Here is a 21,728-nt window from a genome sequence, read left to right as displayed (position 1 = left end):
GCTACGCGGGCACGTGCACGGCCTCGACACGGCTGACCACATGGTGGTCGCGTTCCCGCAGCGCCGTACGTCGGCGCAGCCGCAGGATCTGGGTGACGCCGAGCGCCTCCAGGACGAAGACGGAGGCGAACGCGACGCGGTAGTTGTCGCCCGTCGCGTCCAGCAGCACCCCGACGGCGAACAGCGTGGTCATCGAGGCGATGAAGCCACCCATGTTGACGATCCCCGAAGCCGTGCCCTGGCGCTCGGGCGGATTGGCCGGCCGGGCGAAGTCGAAGCCGATCATCGAGGCGGGCCCGCAGGCGCCGAGGACCAGGCACAGCACGACCAGCAGCCACATGGGCGTGTGCTCGGCCGGGTAGAAGATCGCTGAGGCCCAGAGCAGGGCCGTCGTCGCCACCGTGCCCAACGCGATCGGGGCCCGGGCCTCGTGGTGCCGGGCGACGATCTGCCCGTAGACGAGCCCCACCACCATGTTGGACAGCACGACCAGCGTGAGCAGCGTGCCCGCCGTTCCCCGGCTCAGTTCCTGCGCCTCGACGAGGAACGGCATCCCCCACAGCAGCAGGAACACCATCGCCGGGAACTGGGTGGTGAAGTGCACCCACATTCCGAGCCGCGTGCCGGGCTCCCGCCAGGCGGCGGCGATCTGCCTGCGTACGTACGAGGCGCCCGCGTGCTCGGCGGGCGGCGGCTCGTGGCCCTCGGGGTGGTCCTTGAGGAACAGCAGAAGCAGCACCAGCACCACGACGCCTGCCAGCGAGCTCCCGACGAAGGTCGTGGTCCACCCGTAGCTGTGCAGGGCCCGCGCGATGAACAGCGTCGAGACGAGGTTGCCCGCCATCCCGAACAGCGCGGCGACCTGGCCGATCAGCGGCCCGCGCCGGGCCGGGAACCAGCGGCTGCCGAGCCTCAGCACGCTGATGAACGTCATCGCGTCCCCGCAGCCGAGCAGGGCGCGGGCGGCCAGCGCCATCCCGTACGAGGGGGCGAGCGCGAAGCCCAGCTGGCCGACGGTGAACAGGACGGCCCCGATGGTGAGGACCTTCTTGGTGCCGAGCCGGTCGACCATCAGCCCGACGGGTATCTGCATGCCCGCGTAGACGAGGAGCTGGAGGATGGAGAAGGTGGAGAGCGCGGAGGCGTTGACGTCGAACCGGTCGGCGGCGTCGAGTCCGGCGACGCCCAGGCTCGTACGGAAGATGATGGCGACGAAGTAGACGGCGACGCCGATGCCCCAGACCCAGGCGGCGCGCCGCCCCCCGGGTGGATCGCCGGGCAGGGAGAGCGTGGGGGCGGCCGAACTCACCGGTCCTCACCCCGGACCAGCACCCGCACCCGGCCGACGTGGCGCCGCACGACCTGCGCGGCCCCCTCGGCGTCCCCGGCCCGGATCGCCGACAGCAGCTCGCCGTGCTCGGTGATGTTGGCCTCGATCCGGTCGGGGTGGGCCTCCATCACCGCGACGCCCATCCGCAGCTGACGGTCGCGCAGCTGGTCGTAGAGGCGCGAGAGGATCTCGTTGCCCGCGTGTCCCACGATCTCGGCGTGGAAGCACCGGTCCTTGACGGCCACGGCCGCCAGATCGCCGTCCTCCGCCAACTCCCGCTGCTCCTCCAGGAGCTGTTCGAGCCGGGCGATCAACTGCGGCGACGCGGGCACGGCCTTGCGCGCCGCGAACTCCTCGACCAGCAGCCGGGTCTCCACAACGTCCTTGATCTCCTGGGCGGAGACGGCCAGTACGAGGGCGCCCTTCTTCGGGTAGAGCTTGATCAGCCCCTCGACCTCCAGCCGCAGCAGCGCCTCCCGCACGGGCGTCCGGGACACCCCGACCGCGTCCGCGAGATCCCCCTCGGTGAGCAGCGTCCCGCCCTCGTAGCGACGGTCCAGGACCGCTTCCTTGATGTGCGTGTAGACGCGTTCGGCGGCGGGCGGGCGCTTGAGGGAGGAGGGCGTCGGCTGTACGGAGGCGGAGGTCGCGGCGAGCATGCGCACAGCATAGATACAACATGCACGCATGCGAGGGCCTCGTCCGGATTCTGGACCGGGGTGCGGCCGATCACCAAGAACCAATAGTTCATCATCTCCTGAATTCAGGATCTCCTGTACTGTCGCTCCATGCTGACTGTCGCCTCCGACATCGAGGTGCTCGCGCGGTTCGGCCGTGCGCTCGCCGACCCGATCCGCTGCCGCCTGCTGCTCGCTCTCCGCGAGGCCCCCGCGTACCCCTCCGACCTCGCCGATGCCCTGGGCATCTCGCGCACCCGGCTCTCCAACCACCTGGCCTGCCTGCGCGACTGCGGGCTGGTCGTCACCGTGCCCGACGGCCGCCGCACGCGCTACGAGCTGGCCGACGAACGCCTTGGCAGCGCACTGGACGACCTGCGCGCCGCCGTGGTGGCCGTCGAGACGGACCGCGTCACCTGCACGGACGCGGAGACCAAGGGCTGCTGCTGATGACCGCCCTGCCGCCGGGTCCCACCCCGGCCCGGCGGGACGCGCTCGCCCGCCGGATACGCCTGCTGGTAGCGGCCACCATCGTCTACAACGTGATCGAGGCGGTCGTCGCCCTCACCGCCGGAACGATCGCCTCCTCCACCGCACTGATCGGCTTCGGCCTGGACTCCGTCATCGAGGTCTCCTCGGCCGCCGCGGTCGCCTGGCAGTTCTCAGCCCGCGAGCACGCGGTCCGCGAGGCCCGGGAGCGCACCGCCCTGCGGATCATCGCCCTGTCGTTCTTCACGCTCGCCGCGTACGTCGCCGCCGACGCGGTCCGGGCACTGACGGGGAGCAGCGAAGCCGAACGCTCCCTCATCGGCATCGGCGTCGCTGCGCTGTCGCTCGCGATCATGCCGTTCCTGTCCGCCGCTCAGCGCAGGGCGGGACGCGCACTCGGGTCCGCCTCCGCCGTCGCGGACTCGAAGCAGACCCTCCTGTGCACGTACCTCTCCGCCGTTCTGCTCGTCGGCCTGGTCCTCAACGCCGCGCTCGGCTGGTCCTGGGCCGACCCCGTCGCAGCCCTCGCCATCGCCGTCATCGCGGTCAAGGAGGGCCGCGGTGCCTGGCGGGGCAAGGCCTGCTGCGCCCCTGCCACACCTCCGCCGGGAGTCAGGTCAAGCCTGCGCAAATTCACCCGTTAGGGATGCATCCATTGCGCCGCGCCAACCGTCTCATTGGCCGAGCGGCACCCTTATGTGGCCGCATATCAGGGGCATTTGGAGCGTTCAGTTGAAAATCGACATCAAGCGCATCAACCGCGTCACCGTCACGAGCACCGTGACCCTCACCGCGGGTGCGGTGCTCGCGAGCGGCGCCTTCGCCTCGACGGCACACGCCGCCACGCCGCCGCCGGCTCCGAAGATCGTCGCCAAGGGCGGCTTCGTGATGAACGACGGCACCGGCAAGACCCTCTTCACCAAGTCCGCGGACACCCGCCGGGCCACTGGCTCCACCACCAAGATCATGACCGCTCTGGTGGTGCTCCAGCAGAAGAAAGTGAACCTGAAGTCGAAGGTCACGATCCAGAAGGCCTACAGCGACTACATCGTCTCCAAGAACGCCTCCTCCGCGCGGCTGATCGTCGGCGACAAGGTCACCGTGGGCCAGCTCCTCTACGGCCTGATGCTCCCCTCCGGCTGCGACGCCGCGTATGCCCTGGCGGACAAGTTCGGCACCGGCAAGACCCGTGCGGCCCGCGTGAAGTCCTTCATCGGCAAGATGAACGCCACGGCGAAGAGCCTCAAGCTGAAGAACACCCACTTCGACTCGTTCGACGGCATAGGGGGTGGCAAGAACTACTCGACCCCCCGCGACCTGACGAAGATCGCCAGCAAGGCGATGAAGAACTCCACCTTCCGCACCATCGTCAAGACGAAGTCGACGAAGCAGAAGGTGACCACGAAGAACGGCGGCTACCGCTACATGTCGTGGAGCAACACCAACAAGATGCTCAGCAGTTACAGCGGCGCGACCGGCGTCAAGACCGGCTCCGGCCCGACCTCCAAGTACTGCCTGGTCTTCGCGGCGACGCGCAAGGGCAAGACGGTCATCGGCACGGTGCTCACGTCGTCCTCCGAGGCGAACCGCACCGCCGACGCGAAGAAGCTCATGGACTACGGGTTCAAGAAGTAACCCGCCTCGCCCGCGCGTACGAGCGAGGGGCCCGGCCCGCACGGTGTCCGCGGCCGGGCCCCTTCGCCGTACCGCCGGGCCCCTTTCGCCGTACCTACGGCCTACGGCTGCTGCCGGTGCAGACCGGCCGTGAAGGCGCCCCACGCGGCGGGCGCGACGGTGAGGACGGGGCCGTCGGGGCGCTTGGAGTCGCGGACGGCGACGGTCGGGGGGATGTTGCGGGCCACCTCGACGCACTCGCCATTGCCACTGCTGTAGCTGGACTTGACGAACTCGAAGTGGGACACAGCTACAACTCCTTGCGAATACGCCCTATGAGAGCGATGGAATCGCGGGGAGCGAGCCCGCTTCTGGCGATGCGCCCGAATGTGACGTTGTGGCGGTCGGCATCCGTCTCACTCTCCAGCCACAGGGTAGACGACGTCGTGTCCATGTAGACCACGTCCATCGCACCGGGTTCAGCAAACGAGACAATGCTGAAAGCGCTGGTCATGCCAGGGTGCGAGCCCGCGAGAAAGGGGACAACCTGCACGGTGACATTTGGCTCGGCAGCAGCCTCTGCCAGACGGGCCAGCTGAGCCCGCATCACCTCGCGGCCGCCGACAAGTTGTCGCAGGGCTCCCTCTCCGACGATCGCCCACAGCGCGAGGGGGTTGCTGTCCGTGAGGCGCGCCTGCCGCGCGATCTTCGCTTCGACGAAGCGCTCGATCTCGTCCGGGTCGCCCCAGTCCGCGTTCCCGACTGCGAGCGCCCTGGCGTAGTCCGGGGTCTGGAGCAGCCCCGGCACGAAAGCCCCCTGCCAGGTCCGGACCCCTGTTGCGATGTCTTCGAGCGCGACGTACTCGACGAGGGAACGCAGCTCCGGGTACTGGTTCCACCAGCCCTTCGCCTTACGGCGCTCCCGGTCCACCCGGGCAACCTCCAGTAGCCGCCCGACGGACTTCGCGTCCTCCAGACCGTAGAACTCGCAGAGCGTTCGGATGTCCGGGTCCCTCATCGGAACCCACCCTCGCTCCATCTTCACGATCTTCGAGTTGGTCGCGCTGATGACCTGGGCAGCCTGCTGCTGCGTCTTGCCGGACGCATCGCGCAGACGCAGCAGCTCGCTACCGAGCCTGCGGCCCAGGACAGTTGACGACCGGTTGCCTTGCGGAGTCGCTCGATTCACCGCCTCAGTGTCCCGCTTTCCGGGACGGTACGTCGACCGCCGTCACTCGATGGGGACAAGTGTCCCCGTTTCACTTGCCCCCACCATTGGAGGTGGCTACTTTCAGTACTCCGCCGCTCGCACAGCGGAGCCATTCGGCGGAAGCGCACCGCCCTGCCCACCGCGGCCGGCGGCAGAGCCACCGCCCACCTCACCCCCGGAGGCACGCGACCATGACCGCAGCCCAGGAGATCTCAGCCCCCGCCCCCGAGCCCGTCCTCCGCGAGGACCGCGTCGACTACACGCCCACCGCGCACAGCGTCGCCCTCAGCCGGCACCGCACCGCTCGGCTCGTCCTCCAGTGGGGTCACCCGGCGCTCGCCGGTGACGCGGCGCTCCTGGTCAGCGAGTTGGCCACCAACGCACTGCTGCACGGGGCCATCCGGGGTCGGCTCTTCCGGGTCCACCTCACCCTCACCGAAGTCGCCCTCCGGGTCGCCGTCAGTGATCCGCGCGGCGAGCGGCTGCCCCGCCTCCGGCAGCCCGGCGCCGACGACTGTTACGGGCGCGGGCTCCTGATCGTCGCTCAGCTCGCCGACGACTGGGGCGTCGAGCCGCGCACAGTGGGGAAGACCGTGTTCGCCCAACTCTCCGTACGGTGACGCCCGGACACACCGGTGGGCCCGTACGAAGAAACGTACGGGCCCACCGAGAGAACGCGTTACGCCCAGGTGATCAGGCGCTTCGGCTGCTCCAGGATCGCCGCCACATCGGCCAGCACCTTGGAGCCCAGCTCGCCGTCGACCAGACGGTGGTCGAACGACAGGGCCAGGGTGGTGACCTGACGCGGCTTCACCTTGCCCTTGTGGACCCACGGCTGGAGCTTGATCGCGCCGACCGCCAGGATCGCGGACTCGCCCGGGTTCAGGATCGGGGTGCCCGTGTCCACGCCGAAGACACCGACGTTGGTGATCGTCACCGTGCCGCCCGCCATCGCGGCCGGGGAGGTCTTGCCGTCCCGGGCCGTGCTGACCAGCTCACCCAGGGCCGCCGCGAGCTGCGGCAGCGTCTTGTCGTGCGCGTCCTTGATGTTCGGCACGATCAGGCCGCGCGGGGTGGCGGCCGCGATGCCCAGGTTGACGTAGTGCTTCTGCACGATCTCCTGGTTGGCCTCGTCCCAGGCGGCGTTGACCTCGGGGTTCCGCTTGATCGCGACGAGGAGGGCCTTGGCGATGATGAGGAGCGGGTTGACCCGCACCCCCGCCATGTCCTTGTCCTCCTTGAGCTCCGCCACGAGCTTCATCGTGCGCGTCACGTCGACCGTGACGAACTCGGTGACGTGCGGAGCGGTGAACGCGCTGCCCACCATCGCCTGGGCGATCGCCTTGCGGACGCCCTTGACCGGGATGCGGGTCTCGCGGGCGGAGGCCGAGGCCACCGGGGCTTCGACCGCCGCCGTCACCGGCTCGGAGACCGGGACCGACGGTGCCGCGGCCGGAGAAGCCGCGGCAGCCGGGGCCGCCGCCGCGTGGACGTCCTCGCGGGTGATGATCCCGTCCTTGCCGGTCGGGGTCACCGTCGCCAGGTCGATCCCCAGGTCCTTGGCGAGCTTCCGTACCGGCGGCTTCGCCAGCGGGCGGGCGGTCACCGCCTCAGGAGCGGGCGCCGGAGTCCCGTGCCCGTTCAGCTCGGCCTGTACCGCCGCGGCGACAGCAGCCGCCTCCGGAGCGGCCGAAGCCCCCTTGCGCGGGCGGCGCTTGGTGGAGGTCTCGGCGACCCCGTAGCCGACCAGGACCGGAGTGCGGCCCTTCGGTTCCTCGGCCGGGGCGGGCTCGGTGGCGGCCGCCACCGGTTCCTGCGCGGGGGCGGGCAGCGGGGCCGCGTCCTCGCTGCCCGGAGCCACATCCACCGAGATGATCACCTGGCCGACATCGACCGTCGTACCTTCGGGGAAGCGCAACTCGTGCACCACGCCGTCGAACGGGATCGGCAGCTCGACGGCCGCCTTCGCCGTCTCGACCTCGCACACGACCTGCCCGTCGGTGACGGTGTCACCGGGCTGGACGAACCACTTGAGGATCTCGGCCTCGGTCAGTCCTTCGCCCACGTCGGGCATCTTGAACTCACGGAAACGAGCAGACGTTTCGGTCATCGTCGTCACGAACCTCTCCTCAGAACGCCAGCGAGCGGTCGACGGCGTCGAGCACCCGGTCCAGGCCTGGCAGGTACTCCTCCTCCAGCCTGGCCGGCGGGTAGGGCGCGTGGTAGCCGCCGACCCTGAGCACCGGCGCTTCGAGGTGGTAGAAGCTGCGCTCGGTGATGCGGGCGGCGATCTCCGCTCCGGAGCCGTAGAAGACGGGCGCCTCGTGGACGACCACCAGCCGGCCGGTCTTCTCAACTGACGTCTGGATGGCGTCGAAGTCGATCGGGGACATCGACCGCAGGTCCAGGACCTCGATCGACTTGCCCTCCTCCTGCGCGGCCGCGGCGGCCTCCAGGCAGACTTTCACCATCGGCCCGTACGCGACGAGCGTCAGGTCGCTGCCCTCGCGGACGGTGACGGCCTTGTGCAGCGGGCCCGGGATGGAGTCGGTGTCGACCTCGCTCTTGTCCCAGTAGCGCCGCTTGGGCTCGAAGAAGATGACCGGGTCGTCACTCTGGACGGCCTGCTGCATCATCCAGTAGGCGTCGTTCGCGTTGGAGGGCGAGACCACCTTCAACCCGGCTACGTGCGCGAAGAGCGCCTCCGGGGACTCGCTGTGGTGCTCGACCGCGCCGATGCCACCGCCGTACGGGATACGGATGACGACCGGCAGCTTGATCGTGCCGAGCGCGCGGGCGTGCATCTTCGCGAGCTGCGTGACGATCTGGTCGTACGCGGGGAAGACGAAGCCGTCGAACTGGATCTCGACGATGGGGCGGTAGCCGCGCAGGGCCATGCCGATCGCCGTGCCGACGATGCCGGACTCGGCGAGCGGGGTGTCGATCACCCGGTCCTCGCCGAAGTCCTTCTGGAGGCCGTCGGTGATACGGAAGACGCCGCCGAGCTTGCCGACGTCCTCGCCCATGATGAGGACCTTGGGGTCGGTGTCGAGGGCGAGGCGGAGCGACTCGTTGAGCGCTTTCGCGATGGACATCTTTTCCACGGCCATGGCTACTTGCCCTCCTCGGCAGAGTCGGCGAACGATGCCTGGTAGGCGGCGAACTGGGCCCGTTCCTCGTCGACGAGGGGGTGGCCGTCGGCGTAGACATGGTCGAACAGGGCCATCGGCTCGGGGTCGGGCATCCCGCGCACCTCTTCCCGTACCCGCCTGCCGAGGGCCTCGCTCTCCTCGTCCAGCGCGGCGAAGAAGGCCTCGTCGGCGAGCTTCTCCTTCTCCAGGTAGGTGCGCAGCCGCAGGATCGGGTCCTTCGCCTCCCAGGCGGCCCGCTCCTCGTCGGCCCGGTACTTCGTCGGGTCGTCGTTGGTGGTGTGCGCGCCCATGCGATACGTGAACGCCTCGACGAGGGTCGGGCCCTCGCCGCGGCGGGCCCGCTCCAGCGCGGAGCGGGTGACGGCCAGACAGGCCAGGACGTCGTTGCCGTCGACCCGGACGCCGGGGAAGCCGTAACCCTGCGCGCGCTGGTAGAGCGGCACGCGGGTCTGGCGCTCGGTGGGCTCGGAGATGGCCCACTGGTTGTTCTGGCAGAAGAAGACGACGGGCGCGTTGTAGACCGTGGCGAAGGTGAACGACTCGGCGACGTCGCCCTGGCTGGAGGCCCCGTCACCGAAATACGCGATCACGGCGGAGTCCGCGCCGTCCTTGGCGACCCCCATGGCGTAGCCGGTGGCGTGCAGCGTCTGGGAGCCGATGACGATCGTGTACAGGTGGAAGTTGTTGGTCGTCGGGTCCCAGCCGCCGTGGTTCACCCCGCGGAACATACCGAGGAGCTTGGTCGGGTCGACGTCGCGGCACCAGGCCACGCCGTGCTCGCGGTAGGTCGGGAAGACATAGTCGTCGTCGCGCAGGGCCCGGCCGCTGCCGATCTGCGCGGCCTCCTGGCCGAGCAGCGAGGCCCACAGGCCCAGCTCGCCCTGGCGCTGAAGGGTGGTGGCCTCGGCGTCGAAGCGACGGGTGAGCACCATGTCCCGGTACAGACCGCGCAGCTCGTCGGCGCTCAGGTCGATGCTGTAGTCCGGGTGCTCGACGCGCTCGCCCTCGGGCGTCAGCAGCTGTACGAGCTGCGGCTCGGAACTCTGCGGCTTCTTGGCGGCGCTGGTCCGCTTACTGGCGCGTCGCGGTTTACGCGCGGCGGCAGTGCTCTCCACGGTCACGTGCGTGCTCCTCCGTCGGTCCGGCCCCCGGGGTCTGCCGGGAACCAGTGCGGCTCGCCTGAAATCCGGACCCGTGCACGGGGTGGGTGCCGCTCGGCCGGGGATCAGGCGTGACAGGTGCCCCGGCGAGCGCCCTGTCATAGGCACGTTACCCAGTGCATCGCATAACTGCGAAACCCTATCTGACCTGCGATTTTGCTTGGATTTCCAAGTAAATCGAAAAAATCGCGAAGCTCTGCTGGTCACAGCACTGGAAACAGCCTTGCAGGCCGCCGGAACAACGGCACGTTATCCCGCGGATCAGCGCCAGGGAAGAGCGGAGGAGAAGCGAGTGTGTGAGACTGCGATCGTGCGCGAAGATGGAAAAATCACGGTATTTCTGCTCGACGATCATGAGGTCGTCCGGCGTGGCGTCCATGAGCTCCTCTCCGTCGAGGAGGACATCGAGGTGGTCGGCGAGGCGGGCACGGCCGCGGACGCGCTGGTGCGCATCCCCGCGACGCGCCCCGATGTGGCGGTGCTCGACGTGCGGCTGCCCGACGGCAGCGGGGTGGAGGTGTGCCGGGAGGTCCGTTCCCTGGACGAGAACATCAAATGCCTGATGCTCACCTCGTACGCCGATGACGAGGCGCTTTTCGACGCGATCATGGCCGGGGCCTCGGGCTATGTGCTGAAGGCGATCCGCGGCAACGAACTGCTGAATGCCGTACGGGACGTGGCGGCCGGAAAATCCCTGCTGGACCCGGTGGCCACCGCCCGGGTGCTGGAGCGGCTGCGCGACGGCAACAACGGCAAGGGCGACGACAAGCTGGCGGGCCTCACCGAACAGGAACGAAAGATCCTGGATCTGATCGGCGAGGGGCTGACCAACCGGGTCATCGGGGAGCGGCTGCACCTGGCCGAGAAGACGATCAAGAACTACGTCTCCAGCCTGCTGTCCAAGCTGGGCATGGAGCGCCGCTCGCAGGCGGCCGCGTACGTCGCGCGACTCCAGGCCGAGCGCCGCTGAGGCTCCCCAGGGGAGACGGGTCCCGCCGGACTTTGATCGCGGGGGGACTTTGGTCCCGGGCCGCCCGGGGCAGGCGACTCTTACGCGGTCCCTACGGGCGGGGGGACAGTGGAGCCCATGCCCTTCGACTCCCACGGCTCCCCCGACGGCCCCCGCGCGACCGGGACGATCGAGCGGGTCGAGCCGATCGAGCTGCTCGGCCGGGTCCCGTACGGCCGGCTCGCCACCAGCATGCGGGCCCTGCCCTTCCTGGCCGTCGCCCGGCACATCGTGAGCGACGGCCGCATCCTGCTGCGGATGCACAGCGGCTTCGGCTACCACGAGGCGTGCGACGGGAGCGTCGTGGCGTACGGCGCGGACAACTACAACCACCCGTCCTCCGGCGACGGCGGCGACCTGTGGTCGGTGCAGTTCACCGGCCCCGCCGAGATCGTGCACCCCTGCCCCGAGCAGCGGGAACTGTTCGGCGCCGCACCGCTCACCGTGAACGGGGAGCCCTTCGCACCGGCCTACCTCCGCGTGGACCCGCACTTCGTCAGCGAGCACACGCTGGACTTCGCCCACCCATGATCGCCGGACGTCCCTGGGGCCTGTCCAGGCCTTAGCGCACCCGCACCCGTGACCGCAAGTCCGCCGATCGGCCACGCAGAGTGATCTAACATCTGGTAAGTGCTGCGCTCATATGTCACCCGCCCGCCTGTTCCTCCGGTCGGCGAGGTGCTGCGCCGTTACCCGGAGGTGGGCGAACCGCTCGCCTGCGAGCCGATCACCAAGGGCCTGCTGAACCACGGGTACCGGGTCTCCACCACGCGCGGTGCGTACTTCCTCAAGCACCATCTCGACAAGAAGCACCTGGACGACACCACCGGCGAGCGCGCCGCGATCGTCCGCCAGCACCGCGCCACCCAACGCCTCCAGTCGCTCGGCGTGCCCGTCGTCCCGCCCCTGACGGACAGCCGGGGCGACACCGTCGCCGTGATCGGCGAGCGCTGCTACGCCCTGCACCCCTGGGTCGACGGTCTGCACCGGGTCGGCGCCGAGCTGACCCTCGCCCAGTCCCGACGGCTCGGGACGCTGCTGGGTACCGTCCACACCGGCCTGGAGCAGGTGATGGCGCCGCGTGACGGCCCCGGGTCCGCGAGCGGCCCCGCCCGGCCGGTCCACCGCAGCCCGGACCCCGCCGACACCTTCGCGCTGATCGACGACCTGCTGGCCGCCGCGCGCGGGCAGGGCGGCCGGGACACCCCCCGCGACGCCTTCGACGAACTCGCCGTTCACCGGCTGGTGGAGCGCCGGGCCCTGCTCGAACAGCACGCCCACCGCCGCCCGCCCGCCCCGGACGGCCCCGCCACCGGGTGGGTGCACGGGGACTTCCACCCGCTGAACCTGCTCTACCGGGGCGCCGATCCCGTCGCGATCGTGGACTGGGACCGGCTGGACGTCCAGCCGCGCGCCGAGGAGGCCGTACGGGCCGCGGCGATCTTCTTCGTCCGGCCGGCCGGGGAGCTGGACCTCGCGAAAGTACGGGCGTACGCCCGCGCGTACCGGCGCGCGGCGGGGGCGGGGACCGCCGAGCTGGCCGCCGCGGTGCACCGGGTGTGGTGGGAGCGGCTCAACGACTTCTGGATACTGCGCTGGCGCTACCGCCTGGACGACCGCAGGGCCGACCCGCAGTTTCCCGCGGTGTCGGCCCTGGCGGTCTGGTGGACGCGCGCGTACGAGGAGGTCTGCGCCGCCTTCACGGAGTAGGCGGTCGTGCGTGGTGAGGTGAGTGGTGGCGCGTGTGCAGACGGCTGTGAGCCCGGCGCGCGCCATCGGGGGCGCACGCCGGGCTCACAGGGTGGTGCGTTGGTGCATACAGGGTGGTGCGGTGGTGCGTTACGAGGTGGCGTTGCCCGCCGACGAGGCGCCGGGCGTGGTTCCCGTACCGCCGTCGTCGCCGCCACCGGCTCCGCCGGGCTCGCCGTCGTTGCCGCCCGGGGTACCGGGATCGGCGGACGGGTCGACGGGATCACCGCTGGGCTCCCCGCTGGTGCCCTCGTTGGTGTTGCCGTCCGACGTACCAGGGTCCGGCTCCGAGGGGTCCGGGGACGGGGTGAAGGACGGCTGGCTCGGGGTCGGGTCCGGCGTCCACGGCGGCGGGTTCGGCTGCGTCTGCCCGCCGCCGGAGGTGTCCGGCTCCTCGGGCTCGTCGGACGGCTCGTCCGACGGCTCCTCCGACGGCTCCTCCTCGGACTGGCTGACCGAGGTGGACGGCGTGGTCGGCGTCTCCTTGCCACCGCTGTCCTGCGCCGCGTTGAGGGCGAAGGCGACTCCGGCGCCGATCGCGATCAGCGCGAGCACCACGAACAGCCACGTCTTGCCGCGCCCGCCGCCGGAACGCCGCTGGCCACCGTCGTAGCCACCGTCGTAGCCCCCGTCGTCCGGGTTGAACGGCGGCAGGATCGGGCCCTGCGAGGTGTCCCCGTGCATCGGGTGACCCATCGCCCGGGTGGAGCCGGTCATGCCGTGCGACGGGGTGTGGCCGCTCTCGTGCAGCGCGACGGGACCGGTGTTCCAGGTGCCCGTGTGGCCGCCCTGCACCTGGAGCATCTGAAGGCTGTACTGGACGAGGCCGCGCATCTCCTCGGCGCTCTGGAACCGGTCGTCCGGGTCCTTCGCCAGCGAGCGCATCACCATCCCGTCCAGCTCCGGCGGCACCACGTCCGAAACCTCGGACGGCGGCACCGGGATGTCCTGGACGTGCTGGTAGACCACGGAGAGCGGGGTCTCGCCGGTGAACGGGGGCCGCAGCGCGAGCAGCTCGTAGAGCAGGCAGCCGGTGGCGTACAGGTCGGAGCGGTGGTCGACGGCCTTACCGAGCGCCTGCTCGGGGGAGAGGTACTGCGGGGTGCCCATGACCATGCCGGTCTGGGTCATCGTCGACTGCGCGCCGTGCAGCGCGCGGGCGATGCCGAAGTCCATCACCTTGACCGCGCCGGAGTCCGTGATGATCACGTTCGCGGGCTTGATGTCGCGGTGCACGATGCCGTGCTGGTGCGAGTAGGCGAGGGCTTCCAGCACACCGGAGACGATGATCAGCGCCTGCTCGGGCGGCGGGGCCTCGGCGGTCAGGAGCAGATCGCGGATGGTGCGGCCCTCGACCAGCTCCATCACGATGTACGGGACGGTCTGGCCGCCCACGACGTCCTCGCCGGAGTCGTACACGGCGACGATCGCGTGGTGGTTGAGGCCCGCTACGGACTGTGCCTCACGGGTGAAACGGGCCTTGGAGACCGGGTCCTCGGCCAGGTCGGAGCGGAGCAGCTTCACCGCGACCGTCCGTCCGAGCCGGACGTCCTCCGCCGCGTAGACCTCTGCCATGCCGCCCCGGCCGAGCCGGTGGGTCATCCGGTACCGTCCGTCGCCGACGACGCCGCCGACACCCCAGGAGTCGGTGCCATCCGAGACTCCGCCGCCGTTTGCTTCGGAATCGGGTGCCATCAGTCCTCGCCGTCGTTTCTGTCCGCGCGTCCGCGGGTTCTCACGGTGCCTTGCTGCATTGCCACGTCACGCTACAGCCTCCGCCGGACACCCCGGTTCCGTCCCGGGCCGATCATCCGACCGCCCGGCGCGCCCTACACCTGAATTTGATGCGTTTCCTGTAACGCTTCCGAGACGCTTCTTGTGCGTAGGGTCACGGAACGGGCACCCGGCTTGACGTGTCAGACCCCTCGGGCAGACTTGGCGCGTAATTAGGGAACATCGCGTGCACCGCACATCGCGTGCCTGCGCGCCGCCGAGGGGGATGCAAGTCATGAGCCAGGACGGCGCACAGGGCCGCTACGCGGGCGGGGCGGTCGCGGGCGGCCGCTACCAGCTGCGCGACCTGCTCGGCGAAGGCGGGATGGCGTCCGTCTACCTGGCCTACGACTCCGCGCTCGACCGCCAGGTCGCGATCAAGACCCTGCACACCGAGCTCGGCCGCGAGCAGTCCTTCCGCGAGCGCTTCCGGCGCGAGGCACAGGCCGTCGCCAAGCTCCAGCACACCAACATCGTCTCCGTCTTCGACACCGGCGAGGACGAGCTCGGCGGTGCGCTGATGCCGTACATCGTCATGGAGTACGTCGAGGGCCAGCCGCTCGGCTCGGTCCTGGCCTCCGACATCCAGAGTCACGGCGCGATGCCCGCCGACAAGGCGCTGAAGGTGACCGCGGACGTCCTCGCCGCGCTGGAGACCAGCCACGAGATGGGCCTGGTCCACCGGGACATCAAGCCCGGCAACGTGATGATGACCAAGCGCGGCGTCGTGAAGGTCATGGACTTCGGCATCGCCCGGGCCATGCAGTCCGGCGTCACCTCCATGACGCAGACCGGCATGGTCGTGGGCACCCCGCAGTACCTCTCCCCCGAGCAGGCCCTCGGCCGCGGCGTCGACGCCCGGTCCGACCTGTATTCGGTGGGCATCATGCTCTTCCAGCTGCTCACCGGCCGGATCCCGTTCGACGCGGACTCGCCGCTCGCCATCGCGTACGCGCATGTGCAGGAGGAGCCGGTCGCGCCGTCCAGCATCAATCGGTCGGTCACCCCGGCGATGGACGCCCTCGTCGCCCGCGCGCTCAAGAAGAACCCGAACGAGCGCTTCCCCAGCGCCGCGGCGATGCGCGACGAGGTCGCCCGCGTGCTGAACGCCTCCGGCGGGCAGACCGGCGCCCCGATGATCGTGGCGGGCGGTGGACCCGCCAGCAGCGGCTCGGGCGTCGGCTCGGCGGTGTTCCCGCCGGTCGACCAGGCCACCCCGGCCCCCCAGAGCGTCCAGACGCCGTATCAGCCCCACCCGCACCAGCAGCCCCACCAGTCCGGCCCGTACAACCAGCCGACCCCGGCGCCCACGCCGAGCTACGGCTACCCGCAGGCGAGCCAGGCCCAGGGCTACCCGACTCCGGGCCCGCTGGCCCACCAGACCCCGCCGCCGTACACGATCAACCCGCAGCACACGACGTCCGTCGGCGGCCCCGGCGGCGGCGGTTCCAAGCGGAACATGCCGGTCGTCGTCGGCTCGATCGTCGTCGCGCTGCTCGCCGTCGGCGGCCTGATCACCGCGATCGCCCTCCAGGGCGGCAAGGACGACCAGGCAGGCAAGGACGGCGACCCGGGCACCAGCGAGTCGACGGACGAGGGCTACCGCCCGCCGGAGCGCAACCGCACGATGAAGGAAACGGAGTGCTCGAACGCCTCCGAGGACTCCAACGACCCGAAGAAGGTCCGCGCGCCGAGGTTCGTCTACAAGGACATCCTGTCGGCGAAGTCGTGCGCGGCCGCCGCGGGCTGGACGATCAAGGTGATCGAGGAGACGGGCAACACCTACGCCGAGGACCAGGTCGTCGGCCAGTTCCCGTCCCCGGGTGCGGCCGTCGACGAGCGCGGCGCCCACTTCGAGCTGAAGGTCTCCACGGGCAGGGCCTCCTGACCTCGGGCGGTCGGGTGTCGCGGCTCGGCGGCATTGCTCGTTTCTGATCGCCGTTCTGATCATTGTGGGGCCTTGTCTGCCTTTCGCGTAGCTCTTCATGGACCAGCGACGGCCTCGGAATTCCGGATACCGCATCCGGGATGCCGGATGGAGGGGCCCATGTGACGCTGATCTCATGGCTCCAGGACTTCCGGCCGCGTGGGCGTCGAGGTGCGCGGTCTGTCTGATGGCGGCGGCCGGTGCGGCTCTGGGGCCGCTGGGCGGGCCCGCCCACGGGTCGTCGGCGGCAGCGGCGTCGGTGACGGCAGCGACGGCCGATGGTCCGTCGTCCGTGCCGGAATCGGCGGCAGGCTCGCCTTCGACAGCAGCAGCACCAGCACTGGCAGCAGCAGCGCCGGCAGCAGCACCTGCCGCACCAGCCCTGGCAGCACCGGCAGCCGACGGTCCGTCGTTGACCGCCCCCTCCCTCCGGGCGTCGGTCCCCGCCGTGGGCGCGTCCGTCGCCCCGTCCGCTTCTGCCTCTTCCACAACGCCCCTCCCGACGGGGTCGGGGTCCCCTCCCACGCCCCCTTCGACTCCGCCCCCGCCCTCGTCCGGCCTCCGGGGTTCCGGAGCCCCAGCGGGGCCCGAGGCCGGGCCGTCCGATGCCGTCGCCCCCTCCGCGTCCGACTCTCCCTCCACGTCCCCCTCGGCCTCCACTTCCACTTCCACTTCCACGTCCGCTTCCGCTTCTCCCGAGGCGACCGGCTCGTCCGCCCCCCTGGCCGGACGCGAGGCCGGGGCGGGGAAGGCGCGTCCCGGGCGTTCGCTGACGCCGTTGGAGCTCGCACGGGTCGAGAGCCCGATCGGGGCGGAAGAGAACGGCGAGGCCGAGCAGATCGCCGACGACGGCGCTGAGCTGCCCGTATTCACTCCGCCGCCCGACGCGTTCACCGACCCGGGGCAGCGGGCCGGCCGGGCACTGGACGCCGCGGCCGTACGGCAGGTGCAGCAGCTCTCGCTGGGTACGGGCATCGCCCTGATCGGTCTGGGGCTCGGCTTCCTCGCATTCCGTATGCGCCGCGCGACCTGAGCGTCACCCCTCCCGGGGCTGAGGCCGGAGCCACTTGCCAGCACCTACATACTCGGTATACATACTCAGTATGTCTATCCGCCACGGGCTGCTGGCCCTGCTGGAACGGGGTCCCCGTTACGGCTCACAGCTCCGCACCGAGTTCGAGTCGCGCACCGGCTCCACCTGGCCCCTGAACGTCGGCCAGGTCTACACGACGCTCAGCCGTCTGGAACGTGACGGCATGGTCGTCCAGGACGGTGCGGACGACGCCGGACACGACCTCTACGCGATCACCGACGAGGGCCGGACCGAGCTGCGCAGCTGGTTCGAGACCCCGGTGGACCGCACCAACCCGCCCCGCGACGAACTGGCCATCAAGCTCGCCATGGCCGTGGGAGCCCCGGGTGTCGACATCCGTGAGGTCATCCAGTCCCAGCGCCACCACACCCTCAAGGCGATGCAGGACTACACCCGGCTCAAGGCCCAGGCCCTGGCCGACGTCCCGGCCAACCGGGACGAGGTCGCCTGGCTCCTCGTCGTCGAGCAGCTGATCTTCCAGGCGGAGGCCGAGGCCCGCTGGCTCGACCACTGCGAGTCCCGGCTCGTCCGGCTCGCCGAGGCCGCCGCCACCGAGCCCTCGCCCGAGCCCGGCACTGCGGCGACCCGCGGCCCGGCCCGCGCACTGGCCGAGCGGGTCCGGACCCGGCGCTGAGGCCCGCCGCCACTACCGTCACCGCCTCCACCGCCCGGCGGTACCGGTCCCGGTTGCCACCGACACCGCCCGGCGCACCGGTCCGGGTCGCCGCCACCCACACCTGGCCGTGCGGTTCATGCCGCACCCTGCCGTTCACGCGTTCCTAGGGGGAACCACCCACCATGTCCTCGCCCGTCACGACACCGGCACAGTCGTCTTCCGGGACGCCCGACGGTGACCCCGTACTCGAACTGCGGGCGCTGACCCGTACCCACGGATCCGGCATCGCCGAGGTGCACGCCCTGCGCGGGATCAACCTCGCCGTGCACCCGGGTGAGCTGGTCGCCGTGATGGGGCCCTCCGGCTCCGGCAAGTCCACCCTGCTGACCCTGGCCGGTGGGCTCGACACCGCCACGAGCGGCCAGGTCGTCATCGAGGGCCAGGACATCGCCTCCCTCGGCCCCAAGGGGATGGCCGCCCTGCGCCGCCGCAGCGTCGGCTACGTCTTCCAGGACTACAACCTGATCCCCGCCCTGACCGCCGCCGAGAACATCGCGCTGCCCCGCGAACTCGACGGGGTCTCCGTGCGCAAGGCCCGCAAGGAGGCCCTCGCCGCACTGTCCGAGATGAAGCTGGAGGCGATCGCCGACCGCTTCCCCGACGAGATGTCCGGGGGCCAGCAGCAGCGCGTCGCCATCGCCCGCGCCCTCGTCGGCGACCGGCGCCTCGTGCTCGCCGACGAGCCCACCGGCGCACTCGACTCCGAGACCGGCGAGGCCGTCCTCGCCCTGCTGCGCACCCGCTGCGACCAGGGCGCGGCCGGAGTCATGGTGACCCATGAGCCTCGGTACGCGGCCTGGGCCGACCGGGTCGTGTTCCTCCGCGACGGTTCGATCGTCGACCAGACGCTGACCACCGGGCCCGACTCGCTGCTCGCCGCCAACACCGCCGAGGGCGCCAAGTGAGCGTCTTCTCCGGATGGCGCGCCGCCTTCCGCATAGCCAGGCGCGACGCCCTGCGGTCCAAGGGACGCAGCGCCCTGGTCGTCACGATGATCGCCCTGCCGGTCCTCGGTGTGACCGCCGCCGACCTGACGTACCGCAGTGCTCTGCCGACCAAGGCGGAGGAACTGACGGCGGACCTCGGCTCGGCCGACGCCCGCTTCACAGATCCGGGGATGGGCCCGGTCCGGCTGCAACAGATGCCCGACGGTTTCACGTGGCAGCCGCCCAAGGACTCCCCGGACCCGCTTCCCGGGGACGAGCGCAAGCCCGTCGACGTACCGGCGAGCTTCCCCGAGGGATCACGGTTCCTCACCGAGCAGTCCGTGCCCGCCTCCGTGACGACCCGTCATGGCGTCACCGACACCCAGATCACCGAACTGCGTGTCGGCGACCCGATGCTGCGTGGCCGGGTCGAACTGACCGACGGCGCGTTCCCGCAGACCGAGGACGAGATCGCGGCGACCGACGCCTTCATCGAGGCGTCCGGTCTTTCCATCGGCGACCGGGTCACCGTGCGCGGTCCCCAGCTGGGCTACACCATCACCGGTGCGGTGGAACTGCCCGCGGATCTGCGCGACGAGTCCCTGTTCGCCGCCCCGGGCGCGGTCATCGCCCCGTGGCGGAAGGCCGCCGACCGCGACAAGGAGATCCTGCCGCCCCAGGCGACCGGCAGGAAGTGGCTGGTCCAGGGCCCGGCCGGTGCGGGCGTGACCTGGCAGGACGTGCTTGCCGCCAACGAGGGGGGCGTCGTGGTGATGTCCCGCCAGGTCGCCCTGAACCCGCCGCCGGACTCCGAGGTCCCCATGGCCGCGGACATGTACGTCTGGGACGACGGAGGTGCGGCGATGACCGCGGCGGCCGTCACCGTGGCGGCCATGGCCATGCTGGAGATCGTGCTGCTGGCCGGTCCGGCGTTCGCCGTGGGCGCCCGCCGTTCGCGCAGGCAGCTGGGCCTGGTCGGTTCGTGCGGCGGGAGCCGGAGTCAGGTCCGGGCCGTGGTGCTCGCGGGCGGCGCGGTGCTCGGCGGGGTCGGCGCCGTGGTCGGCGTGGGCGCCGGGTTCGGCCTCACCGCCCTGTTCCGCCCGATGATCGAGGACTACACCGGCAACCGCTTCGGGGAACTGACCGTACGGCCCTGGGAGATCCTCGGCATCGCCGTCCTCGGCCTGGTCACCGGCGTCCTCGCCGCGCTCGCCCCGGCGATCGTGGCCGGCCGGCAACCCGTCCTGGAGTCCCTCACCGGGCGGCGCGGCACCCGCCGCAGCTCCCGTGTGCTGCCCGTCATCGGCGTCATCGCGCTCGGTATCGGAGTCGCCCTGGCGGTCGTCGGCGGCGTCAGCGGTGAGATCAACCTGGTTGCCGGGGGATCCGTCCTCGCGGAACTGGGCGTCCTCGGCTGCATCCCGGTGATCGTCGGCTTCCTCGGCCGGCTCGGCCGCCGACTGCCGTTGACACCCCGGATCGCCCTGCGCGACGCCGCCCGCAACCGAGGCCGTACCGCCCCCGCCGTCGCCGCCGTCATGGCGGCCGTCGCGGGCAGCATCGCCATCGCCACGTACACCAGCAGCCATGCGGCGGAGCAGGCGTACGACCACATACCCAACCTCACCCCCGGCACCGCCGCGCTGATGTCCACGGGCGTCGAGGAAAAGGCCGACCTGCCCCGAATGCGGGCCGCCGTGGAGCAGAACTACCCGGTCGGCGGCGGGAAGGCCGACATCGCACGGGTCTGGGCCGGGAGCGACTGCTCGGTGTACTACGAGGAGGAGGACGGCTGCGGCACCCTCGAAATCGTCAAGCCCACCGGAAAGGGCCACTCCTGCCCGCTCCAGGGCAAGGGCGCCAAGGAACTCGCCCTGCGGCTCTCGGCCGACGAGCACAAGCGGCTGATGAACTCCCCCGCCTGCATGGACGCCGACTACACCATGGTCGCGTTCGGCACCGACGACAGCAAGATCGTCGTCGGGGACGCCGCGCTGCTCGACTCCTACGTGAAGCTCGACGACCCGGCGGCGGCCAAGGCCCTGGCCGCGGGCACACCCGTCCTGCTCAACTCGGCGTACGCGAAGAACAGCGAGATCACCCTCAAGGCCGTCCACACCTACAACGACCGCGACAAGAAGAACCGCGCGCAGCACCCCGGCGAGGCCCGCACCACCACGGACCGGCTGAAGGTGTACGTCGCGCCGGACAGTTACGCGGCGACCCCGGGCATCCGGGTGATCATGCCGCAGAAGACCGCGGACAGGCTCGGCCTGCACACCGAGGACTACGGCAGCCTCTACAAGCTCAACCGCAACCCGACGGACGCCGAGCGGCAGACGGTCAGCGCGGCGATCGAACAAGCGGGGCACAGCGCGTACGTGATGACCGCCGACGAGATGTCCCGGTCGGAGGACGACACGATCCTGCTGATCCTCGCCCTCTTCGCCGGAGTGGTGACGCTGGGCGCCGCGGCCATCACGACCGGGCTGTCCAAGGCCGACGCGGAGGCCGACCTCACCACGCTCAGCGCGGTGGGAGCGCCCCCGGGCGTACGGCGCTCCCTGTCCGGCTTCCAGTGTCTGGTCGTGGCCCTGACCGGGGTGCTGCTCGGTACGGTGGCGGGCATCGTGCCCGCGGTCGCCCTGCGGCTGACCGATCTGCGCGAAGCGCTGGCGGGCATGCGGGACAACCCGATGGAATCGGCGTACACCCCGATCGTGATGCCGTGGGAGACGATCGGGCTGCTCGCCCTGGTCGTCCCGGTGCTGGCGGGGCTGCTCGCCGCCGCCCTCACCAGCTCCCGGCTGACGCTGGCCCGGCGCGCGGGCTGAACCGACACGGGACGCCGGGCGGACACAGGACGCGTTTCGGTGCCCCTGGAGACGGTGGATCATCCGCTTCCGGGGGCACCACCGTGGTGTACGGCACGTGTGCGAGACA

Annotated in this window: 20 protein-coding genes; 12 read left to right on the top strand and 8 right to left on the bottom strand. The window is 70.8% G+C overall.

Going from position 1 to position 21,728, the window contains the following annotated elements:
- Position 1 precedes the first annotated feature (1 nt).
- Together RI138_RS16560 and RI138_RS16555 are read right to left on the bottom strand one after the other, a co-directional pair.
- Positions 2 to 1,309 carry an MFS transporter gene (locus RI138_RS16560; RefSeq protein ID WP_311120543.1) on the bottom strand — a complete coding sequence of 436 codons (1,308 nt, stop codon included), beginning with the start codon at positions 1,307 to 1,309 and terminating at the stop codon, positions 2 to 4.
- Positions 1,306 to 1,989: a GntR family transcriptional regulator gene (locus RI138_RS16555; RefSeq protein WP_311120542.1), complete on the bottom strand. Its 684-nt coding sequence runs from the start codon at positions 1,987 to 1,989 to the stop codon at positions 1,306 to 1,308. The genes RI138_RS16560 and RI138_RS16555 overlap by 4 nt, the downstream gene beginning before the upstream one ends.
- A 129-nt stretch (positions 1,990 to 2,118) precedes the next feature.
- Between RI138_RS16555 and RI138_RS16550 the strand changes: the two genes are divergently transcribed.
- From RI138_RS16550 to RI138_RS16540, 3 genes are all read left to right on the top strand, one after another.
- Positions 2,119 to 2,457 (top strand): ArsR/SmtB family transcription factor, encoded by a 339-nt coding sequence (locus tag RI138_RS16550; protein WP_096628824.1) that lies wholly within the window; start codon positions 2,119 to 2,121, stop codon positions 2,455 to 2,457.
- Positions 2,457 to 3,140 carry a cation transporter gene (locus RI138_RS16545; protein WP_311120541.1) on the top strand — a complete coding sequence of 228 codons (684 nt, stop codon included), beginning with the start codon at positions 2,457 to 2,459 and terminating at the stop codon, positions 3,138 to 3,140. The genes RI138_RS16550 and RI138_RS16545 overlap by 1 nt, the downstream gene beginning before the upstream one ends.
- 88 nt (positions 3,141 to 3,228) lie before the next feature.
- The gene (locus RI138_RS16540; RefSeq protein ID WP_311120540.1) at positions 3,229 to 4,131 is read left to right on the top strand and encodes a D-alanyl-D-alanine carboxypeptidase family protein; all 903 of its coding nucleotides are present in this window, start codon (positions 3,229 to 3,231) and stop codon (positions 4,129 to 4,131) included.
- Positions 4,132 to 4,232: 101 nt separating this feature from the next.
- Here the strand turns inward: RI138_RS16540 and RI138_RS16535 are convergent, their stop codons facing one another.
- Complete coding sequence (locus RI138_RS16535; protein ID WP_096628828.1) at positions 4,233 to 4,418, bottom strand: DUF397 domain-containing protein; 186 nt, start codon at positions 4,416 to 4,418, stop codon at positions 4,233 to 4,235.
- A gap of 2 nt (positions 4,419 to 4,420) precedes the next feature.
- Positions 4,421 to 5,299: a helix-turn-helix domain-containing protein gene (locus RI138_RS16530; protein WP_096628830.1), complete on the bottom strand. Its 879-nt coding sequence runs from the start codon at positions 5,297 to 5,299 to the stop codon at positions 4,421 to 4,423.
- A 212-nt stretch (positions 5,300 to 5,511) separates the two neighbouring features.
- Here RI138_RS16530 and RI138_RS16525 point away from each other — a divergent pair, with 212 nt between their 5' ends.
- Positions 5,512 to 5,940, top strand: a complete 429-nt coding sequence (locus RI138_RS16525; protein ID WP_311120539.1) for an ATP-binding protein — start codon at positions 5,512 to 5,514, stop codon at positions 5,938 to 5,940.
- Between the two features lie 59 nt (positions 5,941 to 5,999).
- Here RI138_RS16525 and RI138_RS16520 read toward each other — a convergent pair whose 3' ends face one another.
- From RI138_RS16520 to pdhA, 3 genes are read right to left on the bottom strand one after another with little or no spacing between them, the layout of a single operon-like run.
- Positions 6,000 to 7,439 (bottom strand): dihydrolipoamide acetyltransferase family protein, encoded by a 1,440-nt coding sequence (locus RI138_RS16520; protein WP_311120538.1) that lies wholly within the window; start codon positions 7,437 to 7,439, stop codon positions 6,000 to 6,002.
- A 10-nt stretch (positions 7,440 to 7,449) separates the two neighbouring features.
- Entirely contained in the window at positions 7,450 to 8,430 is a 981-nt protein-coding gene (locus RI138_RS16515) for an alpha-ketoacid dehydrogenase subunit beta (protein WP_096628834.1), read from the bottom strand.
- Positions 8,431 to 8,432: 2 nt separating this feature from the next.
- Positions 8,433 to 9,593 (bottom strand): pyruvate dehydrogenase (acetyl-transferring) E1 component subunit alpha, encoded by a 1,161-nt coding sequence (gene pdhA, locus RI138_RS16510; protein WP_311120537.1) that lies wholly within the window; start codon positions 9,591 to 9,593, stop codon positions 8,433 to 8,435.
- A gap of 349 nt (positions 9,594 to 9,942) precedes the next feature.
- Between pdhA and RI138_RS16505 the strand changes: the two genes are divergently transcribed.
- The 3 genes from RI138_RS16505 to RI138_RS16495 all read left to right on the top strand — a co-directional run bounded on the left by RI138_RS16505 (position 9,943) and on the right by RI138_RS16495 (position 12,351).
- A complete protein-coding gene (locus RI138_RS16505; RefSeq protein WP_096628885.1) occupies positions 9,943 to 10,602 on the top strand; it encodes a response regulator in 660 nt (219 codons plus the stop codon).
- Between the two features lie 117 nt (positions 10,603 to 10,719).
- Positions 10,720 to 11,172: a pyridoxamine 5'-phosphate oxidase family protein gene (locus RI138_RS16500; protein WP_096628837.1), complete on the top strand. Its 453-nt coding sequence runs from the start codon at positions 10,720 to 10,722 to the stop codon at positions 11,170 to 11,172.
- A 147-nt stretch (positions 11,173 to 11,319) separates the two neighbouring features.
- On the top strand, positions 11,320 to 12,351 hold the full coding sequence (locus tag RI138_RS16495; protein WP_311122912.1) for a phosphotransferase: 1,032 nt from the start codon (positions 11,320 to 11,322) through the stop codon (positions 12,349 to 12,351).
- A 129-nt stretch (positions 12,352 to 12,480) separates the two neighbouring features.
- Here the strand turns inward: RI138_RS16495 and RI138_RS16490 are convergent, their stop codons facing one another.
- Positions 12,481 to 14,085, bottom strand: coding sequence for a protein kinase domain-containing protein (locus RI138_RS16490; protein WP_311120536.1), 1,605 nt, complete (start codon positions 14,083 to 14,085; stop codon positions 12,481 to 12,483).
- A gap of 313 nt (positions 14,086 to 14,398) precedes the next feature.
- Between RI138_RS16490 and RI138_RS16485 the strand changes: the two genes are divergently transcribed.
- The 5 genes from RI138_RS16485 to RI138_RS16465 all read left to right on the top strand — a co-directional run bounded on the left by RI138_RS16485 (position 14,399) and on the right by RI138_RS16465 (position 21,619).
- A complete protein-coding gene (locus RI138_RS16485) occupies positions 14,399 to 16,051 on the top strand; it encodes a protein kinase domain-containing protein (protein WP_311120535.1) in 1,653 nt (550 codons plus the stop codon).
- Positions 16,052 to 16,868: 817 nt separating this feature from the next.
- Complete coding sequence (locus tag RI138_RS16480) at positions 16,869 to 17,123, top strand: hypothetical protein (RefSeq protein WP_311120534.1); 255 nt, start codon at positions 16,869 to 16,871, stop codon at positions 17,121 to 17,123.
- A 70-nt stretch (positions 17,124 to 17,193) separates the two neighbouring features.
- A complete protein-coding gene (locus tag RI138_RS16475; protein ID WP_096628845.1) occupies positions 17,194 to 17,817 on the top strand; it encodes a PadR family transcriptional regulator in 624 nt (207 codons plus the stop codon).
- 164 nt (positions 17,818 to 17,981) lie between these two features.
- The gene (locus tag RI138_RS16470; protein ID WP_096628846.1) at positions 17,982 to 18,764 is read left to right on the top strand and encodes an ABC transporter ATP-binding protein; all 783 of its coding nucleotides are present in this window, start codon (positions 17,982 to 17,984) and stop codon (positions 18,762 to 18,764) included.
- A complete protein-coding gene (locus RI138_RS16465) occupies positions 18,761 to 21,619 on the top strand; it encodes an FtsX-like permease family protein (RefSeq protein WP_311120533.1) in 2,859 nt (952 codons plus the stop codon). The genes RI138_RS16470 and RI138_RS16465 overlap by 4 nt, the downstream gene beginning before the upstream one ends.
- Positions 21,620 to 21,728: the final 109 nt, after the last annotated feature.

Source organism: Streptomyces durocortorensis, from assembly GCF_031760065.1.
Taxonomy (GTDB): Bacteria; Actinomycetota; Actinomycetes; order Streptomycetales; family Streptomycetaceae; genus Streptomyces.
Note: the sequence above shows the minus strand (reverse complement) of the source record. Positions and strands in the feature narration are given on the sequence as shown.

Coding starts and splice junctions, on each gene's coding strand:
- RI138_RS16485 (WP_311120535.1), top strand. CDS start 14,399: ATGAGCCAGGACGGCGCACAGGGCCGCTACGCGGGCGGGGCGGTCGCG.
- RI138_RS16500 (WP_096628837.1), top strand. CDS start 10,720: ATGCCCTTCGACTCCCACGGCTCCCCCGACGGCCCCCGCGCGACCGGG.
- RI138_RS16475 (WP_096628845.1), top strand. CDS start 17,194: ATGTCTATCCGCCACGGGCTGCTGGCCCTGCTGGAACGGGGTCCCCGT.
- RI138_RS16545 (WP_311120541.1), top strand. CDS start 2,457: ATGACCGCCCTGCCGCCGGGTCCCACCCCGGCCCGGCGGGACGCGCTC.
- RI138_RS16525 (WP_311120539.1), top strand. CDS start 5,512: ATGACCGCAGCCCAGGAGATCTCAGCCCCCGCCCCCGAGCCCGTCCTC.
- RI138_RS16555 (WP_311120542.1), bottom strand. CDS start 1,989: ATGCTCGCCGCGACCTCCGCCTCCGTACAGCCGACGCCCTCCTCCCTC.
- RI138_RS16550 (WP_096628824.1), top strand. CDS start 2,119: ATGCTGACTGTCGCCTCCGACATCGAGGTGCTCGCGCGGTTCGGCCGT.
- RI138_RS16515 (WP_096628834.1), bottom strand. CDS start 8,430: ATGGCCGTGGAAAAGATGTCCATCGCGAAAGCGCTCAACGAGTCGCTC.
- RI138_RS16490 (WP_311120536.1), bottom strand. CDS start 14,085: ATGGCACCCGATTCCGAAGCAAACGGCGGCGGAGTCTCGGATGGCACC.
- RI138_RS16470 (WP_096628846.1), top strand. CDS start 17,982: ATGTCCTCGCCCGTCACGACACCGGCACAGTCGTCTTCCGGGACGCCC.